General features: G+C 56.9%; 18 protein-coding genes. All 18 read right to left on the minus strand.

Annotated features, from left to right (window positions below; genetic code table 11):
• Positions 1-8 precede the first annotated feature (8 nt).
• Positions 9-566 carry a UDP-4-amino-4,6-dideoxy-N-acetyl-beta-L-altrosamine N-acetyltransferase gene (gene pseH, locus THEVEDRAFT_RS05750; RefSeq protein ID WP_006583772.1) on the minus strand — a complete coding sequence of 186 codons (558 nt, stop codon included), beginning with the start codon at positions 564-566 and terminating at the stop codon, positions 9-11.
• Between the two features lies 1 nt (position 567).
• The gene (locus tag THEVEDRAFT_RS05755) at positions 568-1599 is read right to left on the minus strand and encodes an N-acetylneuraminate synthase family protein (protein WP_006583773.1); all 1032 of its coding nucleotides are present in this window, start codon (positions 1597-1599) and stop codon (positions 568-570) included.
• A 280-nt stretch (positions 1600-1879) separates the two neighbouring features.
• On the minus strand, positions 1880-3274 hold the full coding sequence (locus tag THEVEDRAFT_RS05760; RefSeq protein ID WP_006583774.1) for a tryptophanase: 1395 nt from the start codon (positions 3272-3274) through the stop codon (positions 1880-1882).
• A gap of 202 nt (positions 3275-3476) precedes the next feature.
• Complete coding sequence (locus THEVEDRAFT_RS05765; protein ID WP_040825808.1) at positions 3477-4724, minus strand: M20 family metallo-hydrolase; 1248 nt, start codon at positions 4722-4724, stop codon at positions 3477-3479.
• Between the two features lie 43 nt (positions 4725-4767).
• Positions 4768-5313 carry a CDP-diacylglycerol--glycerol-3-phosphate 3-phosphatidyltransferase gene (pgsA, locus tag THEVEDRAFT_RS05770; RefSeq protein WP_006583776.1) on the minus strand — a complete coding sequence of 182 codons (546 nt, stop codon included), beginning with the start codon at positions 5311-5313 and terminating at the stop codon, positions 4768-4770.
• A 133-nt stretch (positions 5314-5446) separates the two neighbouring features.
• A complete protein-coding gene (locus THEVEDRAFT_RS05775) occupies positions 5447-6151 on the minus strand; it encodes an ABC transporter ATP-binding protein (protein ID WP_006583777.1) in 705 nt (234 codons plus the stop codon).
• The gene (locus THEVEDRAFT_RS05780) at positions 6144-6926 is read right to left on the minus strand and encodes an ABC transporter ATP-binding protein (RefSeq protein ID WP_040825810.1); all 783 of its coding nucleotides are present in this window, start codon (positions 6924-6926) and stop codon (positions 6144-6146) included. The genes THEVEDRAFT_RS05775 and THEVEDRAFT_RS05780 overlap by 8 nt, the downstream gene beginning before the upstream one ends.
• 6 nt (positions 6927-6932) lie before the next feature.
• Positions 6933-7976 (minus strand): branched-chain amino acid ABC transporter permease, encoded by a 1044-nt coding sequence (locus THEVEDRAFT_RS05785; protein ID WP_006583779.1) that lies wholly within the window; start codon positions 7974-7976, stop codon positions 6933-6935.
• The gene (locus THEVEDRAFT_RS05790) at positions 7973-8866 is read right to left on the minus strand and encodes a branched-chain amino acid ABC transporter permease (protein ID WP_006583780.1); all 894 of its coding nucleotides are present in this window, start codon (positions 8864-8866) and stop codon (positions 7973-7975) included. The genes THEVEDRAFT_RS05785 and THEVEDRAFT_RS05790 overlap by 4 nt, the downstream gene beginning before the upstream one ends.
• Positions 8867-8932: 66 nt before the next feature.
• Positions 8933-10069, minus strand: coding sequence for an ABC transporter substrate-binding protein (locus THEVEDRAFT_RS05795; protein WP_006583781.1), 1137 nt, complete (start codon positions 10067-10069; stop codon positions 8933-8935).
• A 149-nt stretch (positions 10070-10218) separates the two neighbouring features.
• Entirely contained in the window at positions 10219-10722 is a 504-nt protein-coding gene (locus tag THEVEDRAFT_RS05800) for a radical SAM protein (RefSeq protein WP_245522777.1), read from the minus strand.
• Positions 10723-10893: 171 nt separating this feature from the next.
• Positions 10894-13023, minus strand: a complete 2130-nt coding sequence (nrdD, locus tag THEVEDRAFT_RS05805; protein ID WP_006583783.1) for an anaerobic ribonucleoside-triphosphate reductase — start codon at positions 13021-13023, stop codon at positions 10894-10896.
• On the minus strand, positions 13010-13489 hold the full coding sequence (gene nrdR, locus THEVEDRAFT_RS05810) for a transcriptional regulator NrdR (RefSeq protein ID WP_006583784.1): 480 nt from the start codon (positions 13487-13489) through the stop codon (positions 13010-13012). The genes nrdD and nrdR overlap by 14 nt, the downstream gene beginning before the upstream one ends.
• 245 nt (positions 13490-13734) lie before the next feature.
• The gene (locus THEVEDRAFT_RS05815; protein ID WP_006583785.1) at positions 13735-14196 is read right to left on the minus strand and encodes a GatB/YqeY domain-containing protein; all 462 of its coding nucleotides are present in this window, start codon (positions 14194-14196) and stop codon (positions 13735-13737) included.
• A complete protein-coding gene (gene rpsU, locus THEVEDRAFT_RS05820; RefSeq protein WP_006583786.1) occupies positions 14196-14378 on the minus strand; it encodes a 30S ribosomal protein S21 in 183 nt (60 codons plus the stop codon). Before rpsU ends, THEVEDRAFT_RS05815 begins: the two co-directional genes overlap by 1 nt.
• Positions 14379-14408: 30 nt before the next feature.
• Complete coding sequence (locus tag THEVEDRAFT_RS05825) at positions 14409-14747, minus strand: histidine triad nucleotide-binding protein (protein ID WP_006583787.1); 339 nt, start codon at positions 14745-14747, stop codon at positions 14409-14411.
• 37 nt (positions 14748-14784) lie between these two features.
• Entirely contained in the window at positions 14785-15873 is a 1089-nt protein-coding gene (locus tag THEVEDRAFT_RS05830; protein WP_006583788.1) for a J domain-containing protein, read from the minus strand.
• Entirely contained in the window at positions 15863-17437 is a 1575-nt protein-coding gene (locus THEVEDRAFT_RS05835; protein WP_006583789.1) for an Hsp70 family protein, read from the minus strand. The genes THEVEDRAFT_RS05830 and THEVEDRAFT_RS05835 overlap by 11 nt, the downstream gene beginning before the upstream one ends.
• Positions 17438-17523 lie beyond the last annotated feature (86 nt).

Consider the following 17523-nt stretch of genomic DNA (forward strand, 5'->3'; position numbering starts at 1 on the left):
CAAAGGCGTCAAGATAAACCCTCTTCAGCCATGCCCTTGAGATCATCCCTGATCTCAGCCCAACGCTTCCTGAAGGCCGCGATCCAATAAACGTCCTCCCACCTTTGATCCCTAAAAATGTGCCTCTCAAAACGACCCTCGAGATGAAAGCCAAATCGGAGGTACAACGACAAGGCCCCCACGTTGGAAGCCAAAACAGAGGTAAAAAGCCGCTCCAGCCCTTCATCCTCAAAGCCCCACTCCATAAGGCTGTAAAGCATGTGTTTTGACAACCCTCTGTTCAAGAAACGCTCGTCACCTATGTACATCCCCCAGTCGCTCCTAAGGGACACCCTGTCAATATCCTTTAGCGTTATGACCCCAAAAGCCTCCTCCCCCATAAAGGCAACCCGTACCATCTGCCTCTTGAGCGGAGATGCGAGGGAATCCAGCCAACGCAGGTGCTCCTCCTCCGTTATCAGCGCATCACTGAGCATGCCCCTCCTTACCCTGTGGCTGTTCCTCCACTCCAGAACCCTCATGGCCACCGGAGGCCTCACTTCCAGGATATCTACGTACCGGATCATGTCAGATCATCTCCCAGGTTATCCACTGATCCGCCGCTATGTCCACCTTGGCCTCCCGACCCACAACCAGATGCATGAACTTGGGCCTTATGCCGTACCCAGGCCGCTTTACCGTGAGCATCTCCTGGGTTATAACGCTTCCGGCGGGGATGTCCACCGCCGCATGGATGCTGCGACGGGCCTTCTCGTAAAACTCCATCTCCTCTTTAGATGGACCAAGCTTGCGCCCGTCCCCCATGGCGGACTCCACATCCCTTATCTGCCGAACCAAATCCTTGAGCTCCCCGGGCTCTATGGCGAAGGGATGATCCGGCCCCTCCATACCTCGATCCATGGTGAAGTGCTTCTCTATGATCTGGGCCCCCATGGCAACCGCAGCAACGCTTATGTGTATGCCAATGGTGTGATCCGAAAGCCCCGTTGGGGTGCCAAAGGCCCTTCGGATGGTTTCCATGCTCCGGAGGTTCATTATGGACGGAGATGCGGGGTATGCGGAGGCACACTGCAGAAAAGCCACATCACCGTTACCCTTCCCCAGGCACGCCATATATGCGTCCTCTATCTCCTCCATGGTGGCAAGGCCAGTGGATATTATCATGGGCTTCCCCTTAGAGGCACAGTACTTTATCAGAGGTAGGTCCACTATCTCAAACGAGGCTATCTTGAAGATCGGACTAACCTGATCCAGCTCGTCCACCGCCTCGAAGTCAAAAGGCGTGGCAAAGAACACAACCCCCCGTTCAGCACATCGCTTGGCCAAATCTGGCAACCAATCCCGCGGGGTCTCTATCTCCTTTATCAGACTGAAAAGATCCTTGGAGTACCCCGAGTGCCTGGGTGTCCTTCGGGAGTACAGGCTCTCGGCGCTGTATATCTGAAACTTAACCGCATCCGCCCCCGCCTCTGCGGCGGCATCTATTAGCTCCATGGCCAGGGGAAGAGACCTGTTGTGATTAGATCCAACCTCGGCTATTATGAAACACCTTTGACCGTCTCCGATCTTGATCCCATTTTCAAGGTTTATAACCCCCATATCTCAATCCCCACCCTTCACGCAAGCATCCCAACACCTACAACGCTGTAATCGGTCAAAATAACGGCTGCTTCTTACACACCAGCGTTACGCCCCCTGTAGAGGTCCACCAGAGCTAAATCATATCCACCCGGTGCTACATGTACAAGGAGTTATAATGACGGGCTCAAACAGTAAGAAGAAGGGGCCGGCTCACGCCGGCCCCTGGGTCGTTTGGCTTCAAGCTTGCGATCAACGCCTGGATCTAAGACAGCTCCACCTGGAGATCTAGTCTAACATCTTAAAGGCTTACCGGGCTCAGATGGGCAAGGAAATGGTGAAGCCCCTTCGCAGCCGGCGCAAAGTCGACCTTAAGACCGTACCGGATGCTATCCCGCCTCTTATAGACGTTGATTATGGTCTCCGCCACGTACTCCATGTGGCTGTTGGTGTAGGTCCTGCGGTTTATGGCAAGCCGGAAGAGCTCCAACTTGGGGTATACGATCTCGCCGGTGGCCTCGTCCTCGGTGGCAAAGGCAAGGGCCCCAAGGCCTATTCCCCGAACCGCTCCCTCCCGGTAGACCTCTACCCCCAGCACGTCGGCAGGATAGTACTTCTGGGGTATGTGGGGGAGGAACGCGGCGGCATCGATGAATATGGCATGTCCGCCGGCGGGCTTAACGAAGGGCACACCCGCCTCGTCCAACAGGTCCCCAAGGTACGCCACCTGGGCCACCCGGTGGGCCAGGTAGTCCTCCTGGACCATCTCCCTGAGGCCCTGGGCCAGACACTCCAAGTCCCTGCCCGCAAGGCCGCCGTAGGTGGCAAAGCCCTCGAAGAGGATCACCCGGGGCAATATCTTGTAGTAGAGGTCCTCGGTCCTGGTGCAGACAAGACCGCCTATGTTAACAAGCGGGTCCTTCTTGGCGGATACGGTGATGGCATCGGCACAGTCCATGCAGGCCTTAAGTATCTGGGCCACCGTCATGTCCTTGCAGGCTTCCTCGCGGGTCTTGATGAAGTAGGCGTTCTCCGCCATCCTAGCGGCATCCAGGAAGAGGGGGATACCGTACTTATCCGCCACCTTACGGACCTCCCGCAGGTTCTCAAGGCTCACCGGCTGGCCGCCACCGGAGTTGTTGGTTATGGTGACCATGATCAGGGGAATTCGCTCCACCCCGTAGGTCTTTATGGCGTTCTCAAGCTTGGCTATGTCCACATTGCCCTTGAAGGGATGGTACTTGGCGGGATCATAGGCCTCGTCGATAACGCAGTCCACCGGCTCGGCACCAACGTTGAAGATGTGGGCCCTGGTGGTGTCAAAGGGCATGTTGAAGGGAATCCTGTCCCCGGGCTTGACGAGGGAACCAAAGGTCACGTTCTCCGCCGCCCGACCCTGATGGCACGGTATCACGTAGTCAAAACCCAGCACATCCTTTACGGCCTCCTTCAGGGCATAGAAGCTGGTGGCCCCGGCGTAGGCCTCATCGCCCCTCATGAGAGCCGCCCACTGCTGCTTGCTCATGGCACCGGTACCCGAGTCGGTAAGAAGGTCGATGTAAACGTCCTCGGACCTCAAACCGAAGAGGTTGAAGTGCCCCCGCTTAAGCGCCTCCTCCCTCTGGGCCTTGTCCGGAATGGACACGGGCTCCACCATCTTGATGCGAAAAGGTTCCGGCTGAATGCGTCTGACCACTTTGGGATCCTCCCTTGACTGGTCTTCTGCTCTGCTGGGCTAAGGACTGCTCTCAAGCTCAACTGGTTGACAGAGAAAGGCTAGCACCTAAATTCACAAAAATCAAGCCTCAACACACAAAACCCCCGGAAACGTTACAAAAATGGATCTCTCCAATGGGACGAAGTCATTTGGGGTATCCACAGGGCTTCAAGGGGCAGCCCTACAACATCATCCTGGCAAACACCTTGGCCTCGTTTAACATGTGGGAGATCTCCGCATACTCGTCCGGCATGTGAGCGGTATCCGCCTCCTGGGCCCATACCACCGCAGGCATGCCAGCCTCCCGGAAGAAGGCGGCACAGGTGCCCCCTCCTATCCCCCCAACCCGCGGCTTGACCTTGAGGACATCCTCCACCGCATCCTTGAGAAGCACCACCACCGGAGAACCGGGATCCGTAGCCCCCGCCGGCTCACCCCTCTGAAGGAACCGATAGGAGATCTTGGCACCAAAAGCATCCTGGGCCTTCTTGACCTCGCCGGCAAATACCCTCTCCACATCTTCTACCTTAACGTGGGGAAGCACCCGACAGTCCAGGCAGAAGACCTCCTTACCAGGAATGGTGTTCACGTTTCCAACGTTCGCCAACCTCCTGGTGGGCTCAAATGTAGAATACGAAGGCTCAAACAAAGGATCCTCCTCCGGGAAAGCCCCCCTAAGAGCCCGGTCCAACGCCACGGAAAGCTCGTTGGCAACCCGACAGGCGTTAAGCCCCTGATCAGGCCGGCTCGCGTGAACCTGACAACCCTCAACCTGAAACTCCAACCAAAGGATGGTCTTCTCCGCCACCTCTATGAAGTCACCAGATTCAGTTCCCCCATCGGGAACCACTATCAAGTCCGATGGATCGAACAAATCCCGGTGCTCCCTCAGGAGAAAACCTATCCCGTGTTGGCTTCCCACCTCTTCATCAGACACGAAGGCAATACAAACCTCCCTACGGGGCCCTCCGCTTTCCATCACCGCCTTGAGGGCGAACAGGGACGCCACCAACTCCTGGCCGTTATCGTTGGACCCCCGTCCGTATAACCGCCCCCCCTCCAACACAGGCTCAAAGGGATCAAACCTCCAAAGAGACCGGTCACCCTCAGGGACCACGTCCATGTGGGTGAAGATCCAAAGCCTGCCGGATGAACGGTCCGCGCCCCCAACCCTTACCACCAAATTGGGCCTTATACCCCCCTTGGCCCTGGGATCCTTTGAGTCATACCTCTCAACTACCCCCAACCCAAGGGACGATACCAGGGACTCTATGAAAAGCGCCTTGTCATGCTCCCCCTCTCCTCCATCCTCAGGGGAAACCGCAGGACGCCTCACCAGCTCCGACAAGGCATAAACCATGGCCCCCTCCATGGAGGCTATCCTAGCGTCCAACGCTTCAAAACCCTTGCCCAACAAAAACACCCCCATAACAAGCGTCCTTAACGGGAACGGCAACCCCATATAACAGCCATCAACGGCTCAACAGATCCTTCCCCTTCACAAGATAATCCATGCCGGACCAAACGGTGAGGGCCATCGCAATCCACATTACCCATATGCCCCCAGGAAGGTTCAATATCATCATGGATATCGCCACTATCTGGCTCACCGTCTTGGCCTTGCCACCCTTGCTGGCGGCTATCACTATGCCCTCCGCTGCAGCAACCATCCTAAGACCTGTCACTATAAACTCCCTGGAAACTATTACCACCACTATCCAAGCCGGAAGCCGCTGAAGCTCCACCAGGGATACCAACACAGCAGTCACCAGGATCTTGTCCGCCAAGGGGTCTATGAACTTCCCAAGGTTCGTAACAATACCCCTTTTCCTCGCTATGTACCCATCCGCCGCATCGGTTATGGAGGCTATGATGAACACCAACACCGCCAACAGGTCCCCCAGGGGAAGACCCCAAAAGTTCCCGAACTGGGTCCTCATGGTGAGGATCACCATCACCAAGGGAGCCAAGAAGACCCTGGAAAGGCTTAGAAGGTTGGGTAGGTTCATGGAAGACAAGGCTTATCCCTCCGCAGAGATCCGGATTAACCCCAATGGGGCACATGCATTTATAGCATATAATCAACACAAAAGGGGATCCCACTAAAAAAGGGGCCCAAGGCCCCTAAAACTTTGCGATATCCTTGTCCCATCAACCCCCAAGGTAGGCCGCCTTAACCCTTGGATCGTCCAAAAGCGAAACCCCAGGCCCTTGAAGCACCAACGCCCCCACCTCTAGCACATAGGCGTAGTGGGCTACCTTGAGGGCCGCAAAGGCGTTCTGCTCCACAAGCAACACGGTCTTGCCCTCCTCGTTTATGGCCCTAATTATCTCGAAGACCTCCTTGACCAACAGCGGAGCAAGCCCCAAGGAGGGCTCGTCCATCATTATGAGGTCCGGCTTGCTCATAAGAGCCCTGCCAAGAGCCAACATCTGCTGCTCCCCCCCGGAAAGGGTCCCCCCCTTCTGCCAGGTCCTCTCCTTAAGGCGAGGAAAAAGCTCAAACACCCAGTCCAGGGTCGACTTAACACCGTCCTGATCATCCCTTGTATAGGCACCAAGCATCAGATTCTCCATCACCGTGAGGTGCGGGAATATCCTCCTGCCCTCCGGGCACAGGGCAACACCGGACTTGAGGATGTTCTCCGGCTGCATGCGGCTTATGTCCTTACCGTTCCAGCGGATGGTACCCCGCTTGTCCTTAGCGAGCCCCGCTATGGCCCTCAGGGTGCTGGACTTGCCGGCCCCGTTGGCACCTATCAGGGTCACTATCTTACCCTTGGGGACCTCTATGGATATGCCCTTCAGTGCGTGTATGCCCCCATAGTGGACGTGAAGGGAATCTACCTCAAGCATGCTCCAGCGCCTCCTCCCCAAGGTAGGCCTCTATAACCCTCTGATTAGAACGGATCTCGCTCGGAACCCCCTGAGCTATTATGGTTCCATAGTCCAAAACCCATATGTACTCCGATATACCCATCACAACCTTCATGTCGTGCTCGATGAGCAGTATGGTCAGGTTGAACCTATCCCTTATGTTCCTTATGAAGTCCATGAGCTCCGTGGACTCCTGGGGGTTCATCCCCGCCGCAGGCTCGTCCAAAAGCAGGAACGACGGACCGGTGGCCAGGGCCCTTGCTATCTCCAGCCTGCGCTGGGCCCCATAGGGGAGTGACGTGGCGTTCTCGCAAGCAAGCTTCTTAAGACCCACCGCATCAAGGAGCTCCATGCCACGCTCCCGAATCTCCCTCTCCTCCCGGAGGAACCCGGGCAGGGCGAAGGGGGCAGCCCACCAAGGGGACCTCTGGCGCACCCTAAAACCCACCATCACGTTCTCAAGCACCGTACCACCGGAGAAAAGCCTTATGTTCTGAAACGTCCTGGCAATGCCGATTCTGCAGACCAAGTGAGGGGCAAGACCCGTTATGTCATCACCCTTAAAGAGAACCCTCCCCTCCGTGGGCCTGTAAAAACCGGTTATTATGTTGAAGCAGGTGGTCTTGCCGGCACCGTTAGGCCCTATAAGGCTTACGATGGATCCCTCCGGCACCGCTATCTCAAACCCGTTGACCGCGGTGAGCCCACCGAAGCGCATTACCACCCCTTCGGTCTTGAGTATGTGCTCAGCCATCAAGGATCACCCAGCCCTTCTGGAGAAGAATCCGATCACCGCGTCCCACGACCACTCCCGCTGACCCATCATGCCCTCCCTACGGAACAGGATTATGATGAGCAGCGCCAAGGAGAAGATCACCATCCGCATCCCCGGTATCCCCGGTATGTGAATGGATCCCAGGTCTATTGGGTTCTCCACAAACCTGAGCCACTCCAGGAGCACCGTTATCACTACGCTGCCAAGCACGCTGCCCGTCACGGATCCAAGCCCGCCGGCCACCACTATCATCAACACGTTGAAGGTTAGAAGGAAGGTGAACATCTTGGGGTCTATGGTGGTTATAAGACTGCCCATGAGAGCACCCCCAACACCGGCGAAGAACGCTCCGATGGTGAAGGATATGACCCTGTAACGGAAGGTGTCTATCCCCATGGCCCTTGAAGCCACCTCGTCGTCCCTTATGGCCTTAAGGCAGTTCCCGAAGTTGCTCCGCAGCAGGCTCACCACCACGTAAAGGGTGATCAAAAACCAACCCCAGTTCCACCAAAGGTTGGCATAAGGGGGTATCCCCTTTATGCCTAAAGCCCCGTTGGTAACCGACTTGGCGTTGGTGAAAACCACCCGGATTATCTCCGCAAACCCCAGGGATGCTATGCCCAGATAGTCCCCCCCAAGGCGGAGAACCGGCACGGCTATCACCAGACCGAAGATGGCCGCCATGATCCCCCCAGCAAGAACAGCCACGAAGAAGGGAGCCTGAACGACCGAAAGGGGCCATATCAAAGGCTCCAAAATGTAGATCATCTCCTTCTGCATGGGCGGCAGTATCAAAAGGGCACACGTGTAAGCCCCCACCGCCATGAAACCCGCATGCCCAAGGGAGAACATGCCGGTGAAACCGTATATCAGGTTCAGACTGACCGCCAGGATGGCGTTTATGGCTATGAGGTTTAGAACCTGGATCTTGTAACCATCCATATTCCCATCGGCCCACCAAAGGAAGGCACCCAGTATGCCAAGACACGCAAAGTTGAGGATTAGGTCTCTCTTCTTCTTGTCCATCATACCTTGTCCTCCAGCTTCTCCCCCATGAGACCGGTGGGTTTAAATAGGAGTATCAATATGAGCAACACGAAAGCGAAGGCGTCCCTATAGCCGGAAAGGGACGGCATGAAGGCCACTATCATTATCTCTATGAACCCCAGCATGAGTCCCCCCAAGAGCGCTCCCTGGATAGAACCTATGCCCCCTATCACAGCGGCTATGAACGCCTTAAAACCAGGGAATATGCCCATGAGAGGATGTATCTGAGGATAACGAAGGGACCACATGATGCCCGCCGCCGCAGCCAGGGCAGACCCAAGACCAAAGGTAAGGGCTATTATGCGGTCAACCCCCACTCCCATGAGACGGGTCGTCTCTATATCCTTGGATATGGCCCTCATGGCAAGCCCAGGCTTAGTCCTATAAACCACCCAGAACAGAAAGGCCACCAGCAAGAGGGACACCAAGGGAACCAATATCGCCAAGGGCAGGATCCTAACCTTCCCGAGCTCTATCACCTCCACCAGCCAATCAGGTGACGGCACAGGCCTGGGTATGCCAGAAAAGACCACTATGCACACGTTCTCTATGAAAAAGGACACACCAATGGCGCTTATGAGCGCGCTTATCCGGGGTGCATCCCGCAAGGGCCTGTAAGCTATCCGGTCAACCATCACACCTATACCAGCCACCACAACCACCGAGAGCGCCACCGCAGCAAACCACGGGAGCTTGTAAAGGGTCACGCTCCAAAAAACCCCATAGGCCCCCAGCATGAAGATGTCACCATGCGCAAAGTTGATGAGCCTGAGTATACCGTACACCATCGTGTAGCCTATGGCCACCAGGCCGTAAAGGCTTCCAAGCATCAGGGCGTTGAAAAGGTGCTGCACAAACATGTCAAGACTCAATGTCTACCATCCCCCATTAAACGCGGGGGAAGAGGAAACCCCCTCCCCCCGCGAAGAGTAAGGTCCCTACAGCTTGGGCTGGACGGTGGTGAGGAATATCCTCTTGCCACCCTTGATCTGCATGATGCCAACCGGCTTCTCCGCATCGTGGGTGGCATTTATCGTGGTGGAACCGGTGACCCCAAGGAAGCCCTTGGTGCTGGCCAAAGCCTTGGTTATTGCCTCGGGGTCCGGCTTGCCGGCCCGCTTGATGGCGTCCATTATGAGCATGTAGGCATCGTAGCCCAGAGCGGCGTTAACGTTGGGCTCCTTACCAGGGAACTCGCTGCGCCAACGGGCGGTGAACTTCTTAGCCACCGGGTTCATGTCCTTCATGGTGGGGTCGTAAGGGAACGTGGTGTAGGAGAAACCCTCCACCGCAGCCCCACCTATCTTTACTATGTCGGGGTTATCCATGGCGTCCCCACCCAATATGTGGAACTTCGCCCCAAGGTCCCGAGCCTGCTTCATTATGATGGCCCCCTCGGCGAAGTAGGAGGGGATAAAGAGCACGTCCGGGTTCTTGCTCTTGATCTCCGTGAGCTGGGCCGTAAAATCCTGGTCACCGGAGTTGTAGCTCAGCTTGGCAACGATCTTACCACCACCCTTGACAAAGGCCTTCTCAAAGAAGGACGCAAGGCCCACGCTGTAGTCCTGGGCCACGTCGATCAGCAAAGCCGCATTCTTGGCCTTCAGGTTGTTAAGGGCAAACGTGGCAGCGCCCGCCCCCTGATAGGGATCGATGAAGCATACCCGGAAGTAATACTTCTTGCCCTGGGTAACCAGAGGGTTAGTGCACGAGGTCCCAACCGCCGGTATCTTGGCCTTCTCGGAGATCTCTCCGCCCGCCATGGCCAAGGAGGATCCGTAGGTGCCTATTATGGCCACCACCTTCTCCTTCTCCACCAAGCGCTTCACCGCATTGGCGGCCTCTACCTTGTCGGACTTGTTGTCCACCACCACGAGCTCAACCTTCTTGCCCAGCACGGTGCCCATCTCACGATGGGCCATCTTGACCCCCTCCAGCTCCAGCTGACCACCGAAGGCGTTCTGCCCGGTCAGGGGAAGGTAAACCCCTATCCGAATCGTGTCGGCCCCAAAGGCAGCACCGACCAGGAACACCGCCACAAAAAGCGATAAGAACAACGTCCTCCAAACCCTCATTCCGTTACCCCTCCTCCGTTTTATAAACTCAAAGCGCGCTTCTAATTATACCCAACAAGGAAAACACAAGAAAGACGGGTAGCGAAAATTTAGCCTATTTAACCGGCCAAATAATCGCTACCCGCCATAAAATAAACCGTGATTTAGACCTATCCCCTCACCCGCACACCACCCAAAGCATCCATTATCTCATCCGGGGATGCAGCAGCGGTCTCGTCCAGCTCGGGCTTGAGGCAACGGCCCGGCCTGAAGGGCTGAACCACCCAATGCTCGTCGTCGTTGAGCATGAACCGGATGGACCTCAAGTGATCAACGGACATGAGGGCAGGCACCCAAGTGGTCCTGAGCTCATAATCAACCCCAGAAGACCTTATGATCTCCAGGGAACGCCTTACCATGGACGCCACGTCCAAGCCCCCCGTCAACAAGGGATACAGGTCCCAATGGGCTTTAATATCCATGGCCACCATGTCCACAAGCCCCTGCTCCAGCAGATCCCTCAGAACCTCGGGGTACGTGCCGTTGGTGTCAAGCTTCACCAAAAGCCCCATGGACTTGATCCTGCCCAAAAGCTCCCCGATGCCCCTCTGCATGCATGGCTCACCGCCACTCACGCACACCCCGTCAAGAAAAAGGCGGCGATCATGAAGCATCTCCAAGAACCCCGAAGGCCCCTCCCCACGACGTCCGAACCGGCACCAACTCCGGGTTGTGGCAAAAAGGGCACCTCAGATTGCAGCCCGCGGTGAACAACGTGGCACAAACCTTGCCGGGCCAGTCTAAAAGGGAGGCCGGGACATGGCCTCCCACTAAGACCTCACACATTAGGACACCGCCACCCGGCTCCTGTCCTTAAGCTCTCCCCTTTTACCGGCGTTCCAACTGGAGGTCCTGGTGAAGTAACCGGTTATCCTGGTTATGCCGTCCACATCCTCGGAGCCGCAGGAAGGACACGTAGAGAAGAGCCCCCGGTGTACCCGGTTGCAGGAGTTGCATATGGTGAACTCCGGACTGAAGGCAACCTGGGCGTTCTCGCTGTGTAAGTGGATCTTTTGGATCAGGCTGCTCAACCCCTTGGGATCCGGCTTGTGCTCTCCCATCCACACGTGGGTGAGAGCACCGGCCTTTATCATGGGATGGAACATGCCCTCCTCCACCACCCGCTGTATGGGGTCCAAGGCCAAATGGTAGTTCAAGTGGGTGCTGTTGGTGTAGTATATCTCCCCGGTTCTGAAGTCCCCCTTTATGACCTTGGAGGCCTCCTCTGGAAACGCCTTGAGGTCCAGCTTGGCAAAACGGTGAGCGGTGCTCTCCGCCGGAGTCTGCTCCAACACCATCTTAACCCCGTAGCGCTCCGCCAGCTGCTCACACTTGATCTCCATGTACTTGACCACCGCCAGCCCCAAGTCCAACGCCCCCTTGTCCTCATGCAGCTGGTGGCCGGTCATCACCTGGACCATCTCGTTAACCCCCAGGATCCCTATGAGATGGGAGGCCTTATCAAACCTAAGGTAACCTTCCCCATCGTGATCCACACAAAGGGCGCTCAAGGGCCCCTTCTTACCCAAGGACAATATCTCCTTTATGAAAGCCCTCTTCTGCATATGCGCCTTGGCACTGAGCTCCATGTACTGGTCCACCAGGTCGAACAACACGTCCTGGTCCCCTTTCGACCGGTAGGCAAGACGGGGAAGGTTAATGGTGACGTTCTGAAGCGCACAGTAACGCATCTTCCAGGGCTGATGAGCCTCCTTCAGGTCCTCCTCGCTCAACTCAAAGGACAACCTGCAGCACTCGGACAGCTTGGCAACCCCACCTCGATCAAACACGAAGTAAGTGTTACCCTTCTCCGAAGCCACCCGGCAGGCAAGCTCCAAGAACTCCTCCCAGCCGTGCTCCTTGAAGAAGTAGTCGGTTATGTGCAGAAGAGGCTTGGGGAAGAAGAACGGCTGACCACGGCTGTCCCCCTCGAGGTAGACCTCGAAGAGGGCCTTTAGGAACTTCTTGGACTCCGAATCGTACTCCCCATAGGTCTTGCCGGTGAACTGGCCACCAGGCCCTATGGCAGGAACGTCCCGGAAGTGGTTCGGTATCTCGTAGTAAAGGTTTATGTCCGTGAACGCCACCTGGCCCCCACGACCACCCGCCAACTGGTTGAACTCGAATATAAGCTGCTGGGCCAGCTGCTTATACTCCCTGTCGGAAGCACCGACCAAGTAAGGGGCAAAGAACATGTTAACCGCATCCCAACCTATGGCCCCGGCAAAGTTGTTCTGAAGGACAGAGGTCATCTTGAGGACGTGGGCCAACAGCACGTCCGCATGCTTGGCAGGGGCGGAGACACTGGTTATAGAAGGGATGTTAAGCCCGTACCTGGCTACGTAAGCTATGCTCTGCCCGGAACAGTAGGGACGGTTAACCATGCCCAAATCATGAAGGTGAATGTCCCCGTTAAGGTGGGCAGAAGCCACGTCGGGAGTGAACACCTTGCTGAGCGAATACTCCTTAAGCACCCTCTCCGCTATGGAGAGGTTGATCGACTCCGGGTTGTGGGTGGTGTTGCTGTTCTCCTTGTTGGGCTTCAACAACATGGTCTCAAGATCCCTAACCGGCAACCCCACCTGGCTGTGGTCCGCCAGCTTAGCATCCAGCCCCCTCTGGAAGAGCTTAACGTTAACCATCTCCCGGATGAGACGGGTGGTAACCCTGTCCCTGCCATAGCGGATTATGTCGTCCTCCACCTCCGCCGCTATGCTGGACGCCACCTCAGGATCCACCCCCGCCTCCAACACCAAGGCGTTCTTTATTCGCACGGGATCCCACTCGTACCGCTCCTCATGCCCCAAGGCATCCACCATCAAGGCAAGGTCGGTGGACTCGCCACCCCCGAAGAGGTGTTGCTGGCGCCCCCCCAAAGACACCTGATCTATTCCGGTGACATCAGTGGTTATCATGCTTATCCTCCCTTTCCTCTATGAGCCTGGCTATCTCCGCGGCGAAATTAGAAAGATCCGTGAACTCCCGGTAAACCGACGCAAACCTCACGTAGGCTACCTTGTTGATCCTCCTAAGCTCATCCATGGCCAGGTCACCAACTTCCATGCTCAAAACCTCTCCGGACTCCCGCTCCCTAAGCTTGCCCTCTATCCTGCAAGCCGCGTCCTCCAGGACGTCCAACGGCACCGGCAGCTTCTCACAAGCCCTCATAAGGCCCCTCAAAAGCTTGCACCGGTCAAAACTCTCCCTCCTGCCATCCTTCTTCACCACCCAAAGCACCTGGCGCTCCTCAACCCTCTCGTAGGTGGTAAAACGATGGGAACAGGAAGGGCACTCCCGACGGCGACGAACCACCTTGCCGCCATCGGAGGTCCTGGTCTCTATGACCCGGGTCTCACTTAATCCACACTGAGGACAGAGCATCCGCTTCCTCCCTACATATTGTGGCTTGCCGGGTTATGATACACCATATTTAGTGGTATTGATAGTCTGGAGGGGGTCCATCGATAAGGTCTCAGGTCCCATGTTTTTGGGGCCCTGGACTCTTGCAGTCAAAAGAGATTTTTATTTAAGCCCCGAAAATACGAGGGGGCCGGGGCTAGGGGTATCCCCCAAATGCCCGGCCCTCATCTTAGATCCCGCGATCTCCTACCTTGAAAAACCAGGCCCTAGTTTCCCAGGGAAGCCAGGTAAGCGGAAACCCTATCCTTAACACGGTTGCCGTCCGCCCTACCCTTAACCTTGGGCATCAGCTGACCCATCAACCGCCCCATATCCTTAGGGCCAAGCGCCCCGATATCGGAGGCCACACGGGCTATCAGCTCAGCCAAATCCTGGTCAGAAAGCTGCTCTGGGAGGTAGCGCCGCAGGAAATCCGCCTCCCGGATCTCCGAATCGGCCCTCTCGGAAGCACCGCAGCTACGGTACTGCTCCGCCGCCTCCTCCCTCTGCTTTATCAGCCGCTGGACTATGGCTATAAAGGCATCCTCGGAAATCTCGCCGCCCCTGCCCTTCTCGGTCTGGGCAACCTGGAGGGCGGACTTCAGCATGCGAAGCACCGATAGGGCCAGCTCATCCCTGTTCTTCATAGCCGACACCAGATCCGCCTGAACCCTATCAATGAAAGACATCAACCGGACCTCCTACGATTCTTGGCCTGAGCGGCCTTCTTGCGCTTCTTGATCTCGCTGGGCTTCTCGTAATGCTCGTGCTTCCTTGCCTCCCGCAGCACGCCCACCTTCCGAAGCTCCCGCTTGAAACGCTTTAGGGTGTCCTCCAAAGACTCATTATCCCTGCGAACGACAGTGGTCATCCCCGTTCCCCCCTTTCTATGCCACCTGCTCTACCCGGGCGGCCAATTAAACCGTCGGCCCGCAAGCACGTGAACGTGCAGGTGGGGAATAGTCTGACCGGCCTGTTCTCCGCTGTTCACGACCAACCGAAACCCCTCTCGGTTGACCCCCAGCAGCTCCGCCACGCGAACCGCACCCTCCATCACAGCCCCCCATACCTCGCCACCCGGCCCCTCCGCAGCACCACATACATGCACCTTCGGGACCACCAAGACGTGAAAGGGTGCCACAGGGTTTATGTCATGAAAGGCCAGTACCGCATCATCCTCATAAACCTTCCTGGCGGGGACCTCTCCAGACACTATCTTACAGAAAAGGCACGATTCCATCGCAACAGATTCCTCCGAACAGCCAGTTCCCATCATTCTACCCCATTGACCTGTTTCTAACAATAGCGGAAGCCCAAACCCTGACCGCAGGGGAAGGATGCGATGAGGCCAGCTTCTCTATCCGAGGCATCATCCAAGGCTGAGGCCCCTCCCTCTTTACAAGCCTCAGAGCCGCTCCAAGAACCCCCTCATCCTCGGACTTTAGAAACCTGGACATGTCGGATACGTCCGGCAAACCAACCCCGGACGGCCACATATCAAGAAGCGCCGCCAAAACTCCAAGGTCCCGATTGCCACAAAAGGGCTTTAAAAGCCCCCGGTCCCGAACCCCTCCGTACTTAAGCCACCTAAGCACCCCAACCGCATCGGGCCTTCCATACACACCTCCCCAACGGCAGACGCTCCTGGCCACCTCCGCCGCAGAGGGTTTGAATATGCTCAAAACCCTAGATAAAACCTCCCCGTCCGGCATGCCCCTGGAAAGAGCCAAGACCGCCAAACGCTCCCGGAGCCCCAAATCCTCTAACTTCCTCAGTTCCTCCAAGGCCAACACCACTACCCCTGGATGGCGGCTCAAAAGCCTTGACTCCAACCTGGGAGATATGTCATGCCCCTCCGCGGGCCTAGCCCTCTTTAAGATCCAATCAAGCCGGTTCTCCGCCAGGTCCAAGGCCTCCCACAGAGCCCTGTCACGCTCAAAGCTCCTCTTCGCTTCCTCCTTGCCCACGCCTTCAGAACGGCCAAACCGCATGGCCCCCTTAGCTAGGACCGACCCTATGGAGCTGAGCCAGCTCAACCCCTTAGCTCCCCATGAAAAACCTCCGGACCTACGCCTGCGCCTAGACCGCCTGGTCTGCCAAGTCCCACTCGCGGCATCCCTGGCAGTCCCCTGCGCAGAAGCCGCCTTCGCACCCCCCGTCTGGCCAAGAGCACCGAATGATCCACTTTGAACCGCCTCTCGGATGGACATGTAGGCCCTGTTTATCTCCGCAAACCGACGAGAGTGCTCGGGACCCGCCACATCGGGGTGGTAGGTCCTGGCAAGACGCCGAAACGCCGACTTAACGTCATCCCAACTAGCACCGGGGGAAAGCCCTAACGTCTTGAGATCAACCTCAAGGCTCACCGTTAAGCACCCTCTCCATGTCTAAAATCAGCCGGTCCAACACGTCCAGGGCCTCCATAGCAAGCCCCTCCTGTCCAGTCCCGCTAAGACGCCTCACCTTGCCAACCATGCTAAGAAGCCTATCCTGCACCTGCCTCGACGCGGACATGCTGATAACCGCCAGACGAGCCTCCCTCTCGCGAAGCTCCCTCTCCAGGTCAAATGAGGCAGCCCCACCGGACAGGGCAAGATCTACAACCCTGCTGGCAGACCAGTTAGCGGTCATTACCTTTACTCGAAGAAGCCCTCCGGTGTCCACCACCAGGGAAAGCCTTACATCCCCGGTCTCCCCAGAAGGGACCGGCACCCGATATATAACCCTGGACCCAGAAGGCCCCCGCAAAACCCCCTCTCCCTGAACCAGCGTAACCGCCCCATCCAGGTGATCCAACGAAACCGACGACGAAGCCTCCGCAGGAAGGGGTGAACCCCGATGAACCAGCGTCCGCACGGAACCGTCCTTCAAAACCACCCCCACCGAAGCACTTAAAACGTCTATGAGGAGCCTTTGCCCCCCCTGCCTTATGAAAAGGCTAGCTCCTAAGGCCACCGCTTCATCGGGACAGACCTTCATGTGCTCAATAGGGCCCACCCGCTCGCTAAGGCGCCGTCTAAGAAGGGGTATCCTTCCACTACCCCCCACCACAACCAGCCGATCCGGACGATGACGACGAAACAGCCTCTCCGTAAGGCGTACCACTTCGTCCACCACCGGGGCTATTATCCCCTCCAGATCCTCCCTGGTCACCCTAAGGGGCCCTGTATCATCAAAACCCCACGGAGGAACCCAGTCCACCACCCCCACGTCCGAAAGGGCAATCTTAACCTGCTCTGCCTCCCTAAGAACCATGAGCCAACGGGGGTCAACCTCGTCAAGAGGCACGCTCCCAAGGTGACGCCAAAGCCACACCGCAAGACGCCGGTCCAAATCATACCCACCTAGGTCCTTGCGCCCTAAACTGTCCAACACCTGGAACACCCCGTCCTCACCCTCGAGGACCGATATGTCCAGGGTACCTCCACCAAAGTCAAGGATGAGGAACCTGCCGTCCGAAGCCACCGAAAGAGCGGCGGCGGTGGGCTCGTTTAAAACCCTAACAAACTCGAAGCCCGCCCCCTTCGCGGAACGATATAATGCCCCCCTCTCGGGGAAACCGAAGTGGGCGGGAACAGTTATCACCGCAGAGGTCACAAAACTCCCAAGCGACGCCTCCGCATCCTCCCTCAGAAGGCAGAGAAGATGCGATAAAAGGTCCTCCGCCCCATAGGCCCTGCCCCCGCAACGGGCAACCCAGTCCGTACCAAGCTTTCTCTTTATATCCCACCACATGTCACCGGAGGATATGGCGGAGCCCCTTAAGGCATCATCCCCACAAAGGAAACGCCCATCCCTGTATGCCACGTAAGAGGGAGTCCTGGTCTTGCCCCAACGATTGGGCAATACCCTGGGCACCCCCCCGGGGGGACAGTATGAAACCAGGGAATAGCGAGTTCCCAGGTCTATTCCTATTACGGGCTCCTTCAACAGAACACCCCCGCGAACTACATATGCGAACCCAACGGGACCGTGATACATCAAGTATCACCGGGAAACCCTAAGACAACGAACCC

The sequence above is a fragment of the Thermanaerovibrio velox DSM 12556 genome, assembly GCF_000237825.1.
GTDB lineage: Bacteria > Synergistota > Synergistia > Synergistales > Synergistaceae > Thermanaerovibrio > Thermanaerovibrio velox.

Bases quoted from the DNA above. Each gene is read 5' to 3' on its own strand.
- THEVEDRAFT_RS05755 (WP_006583773.1), bottom strand. From the start codon at position 1,599: ATGGGGGTTATAAACCTTGAAAATGGGATCAAGATCGGAGACGGTCAA.
- THEVEDRAFT_RS05780 (WP_040825810.1), bottom strand. From the start codon at position 6,926: ATGGCTGAGCACATACTCAAGACCGAAGGGGTGGTAATGCGCTTCGGT.
- nrdR (WP_006583784.1), bottom strand. From the start codon at position 13,489: ATGCTCTGTCCTCAGTGTGGATTAAGTGAGACCCGGGTCATAGAGACC.
- THEVEDRAFT_RS05775 (WP_006583777.1), bottom strand. From the start codon at position 6,151: ATGCTTGAGGTAGATTCCCTTCACGTCCACTATGGGGGCATACACGCA.
- rpsU (WP_006583786.1), bottom strand. From the start codon at position 14,378: ATGACCACTGTCGTTCGCAGGGATAATGAGTCTTTGGAGGACACCCTA.
- THEVEDRAFT_RS05785 (WP_006583779.1), bottom strand. From the start codon at position 7,976: ATGATGGACAAGAAGAAGAGAGACCTAATCCTCAACTTTGCGTGTCTT.
- THEVEDRAFT_RS05795 (WP_006583781.1), bottom strand. From the start codon at position 10,069: ATGAGGGTTTGGAGGACGTTGTTCTTATCGCTTTTTGTGGCGGTGTTC.
- THEVEDRAFT_RS05815 (WP_006583785.1), bottom strand. From the start codon at position 14,196: ATGTCTTTCATTGATAGGGTTCAGGCGGATCTGGTGTCGGCTATGAAG.
- nrdD (WP_006583783.1), bottom strand. From the start codon at position 13,023: ATGATAACCACTGATGTCACCGGAATAGATCAGGTGTCTTTGGGGGGG.
- pseH (WP_006583772.1), bottom strand. From the start codon at position 566: ATGATCCGGTACGTAGATATCCTGGAAGTGAGGCCTCCGGTGGCCATG.
- THEVEDRAFT_RS05800 (WP_245522777.1), bottom strand. From the start codon at position 10,722: ATGCTTCATGATCGCCGCCTTTTTCTTGACGGGGTGTGCGTGAGTGGC.
- THEVEDRAFT_RS05825 (WP_006583787.1), bottom strand. From the start codon at position 14,747: ATGGAATCGTGCCTTTTCTGTAAGATAGTGTCTGGAGAGGTCCCCGCC.
- THEVEDRAFT_RS05765 (WP_040825808.1), bottom strand. From the start codon at position 4,724: ATGGGGGTGTTTTTGTTGGGCAAGGGTTTTGAAGCGTTGGACGCTAGG.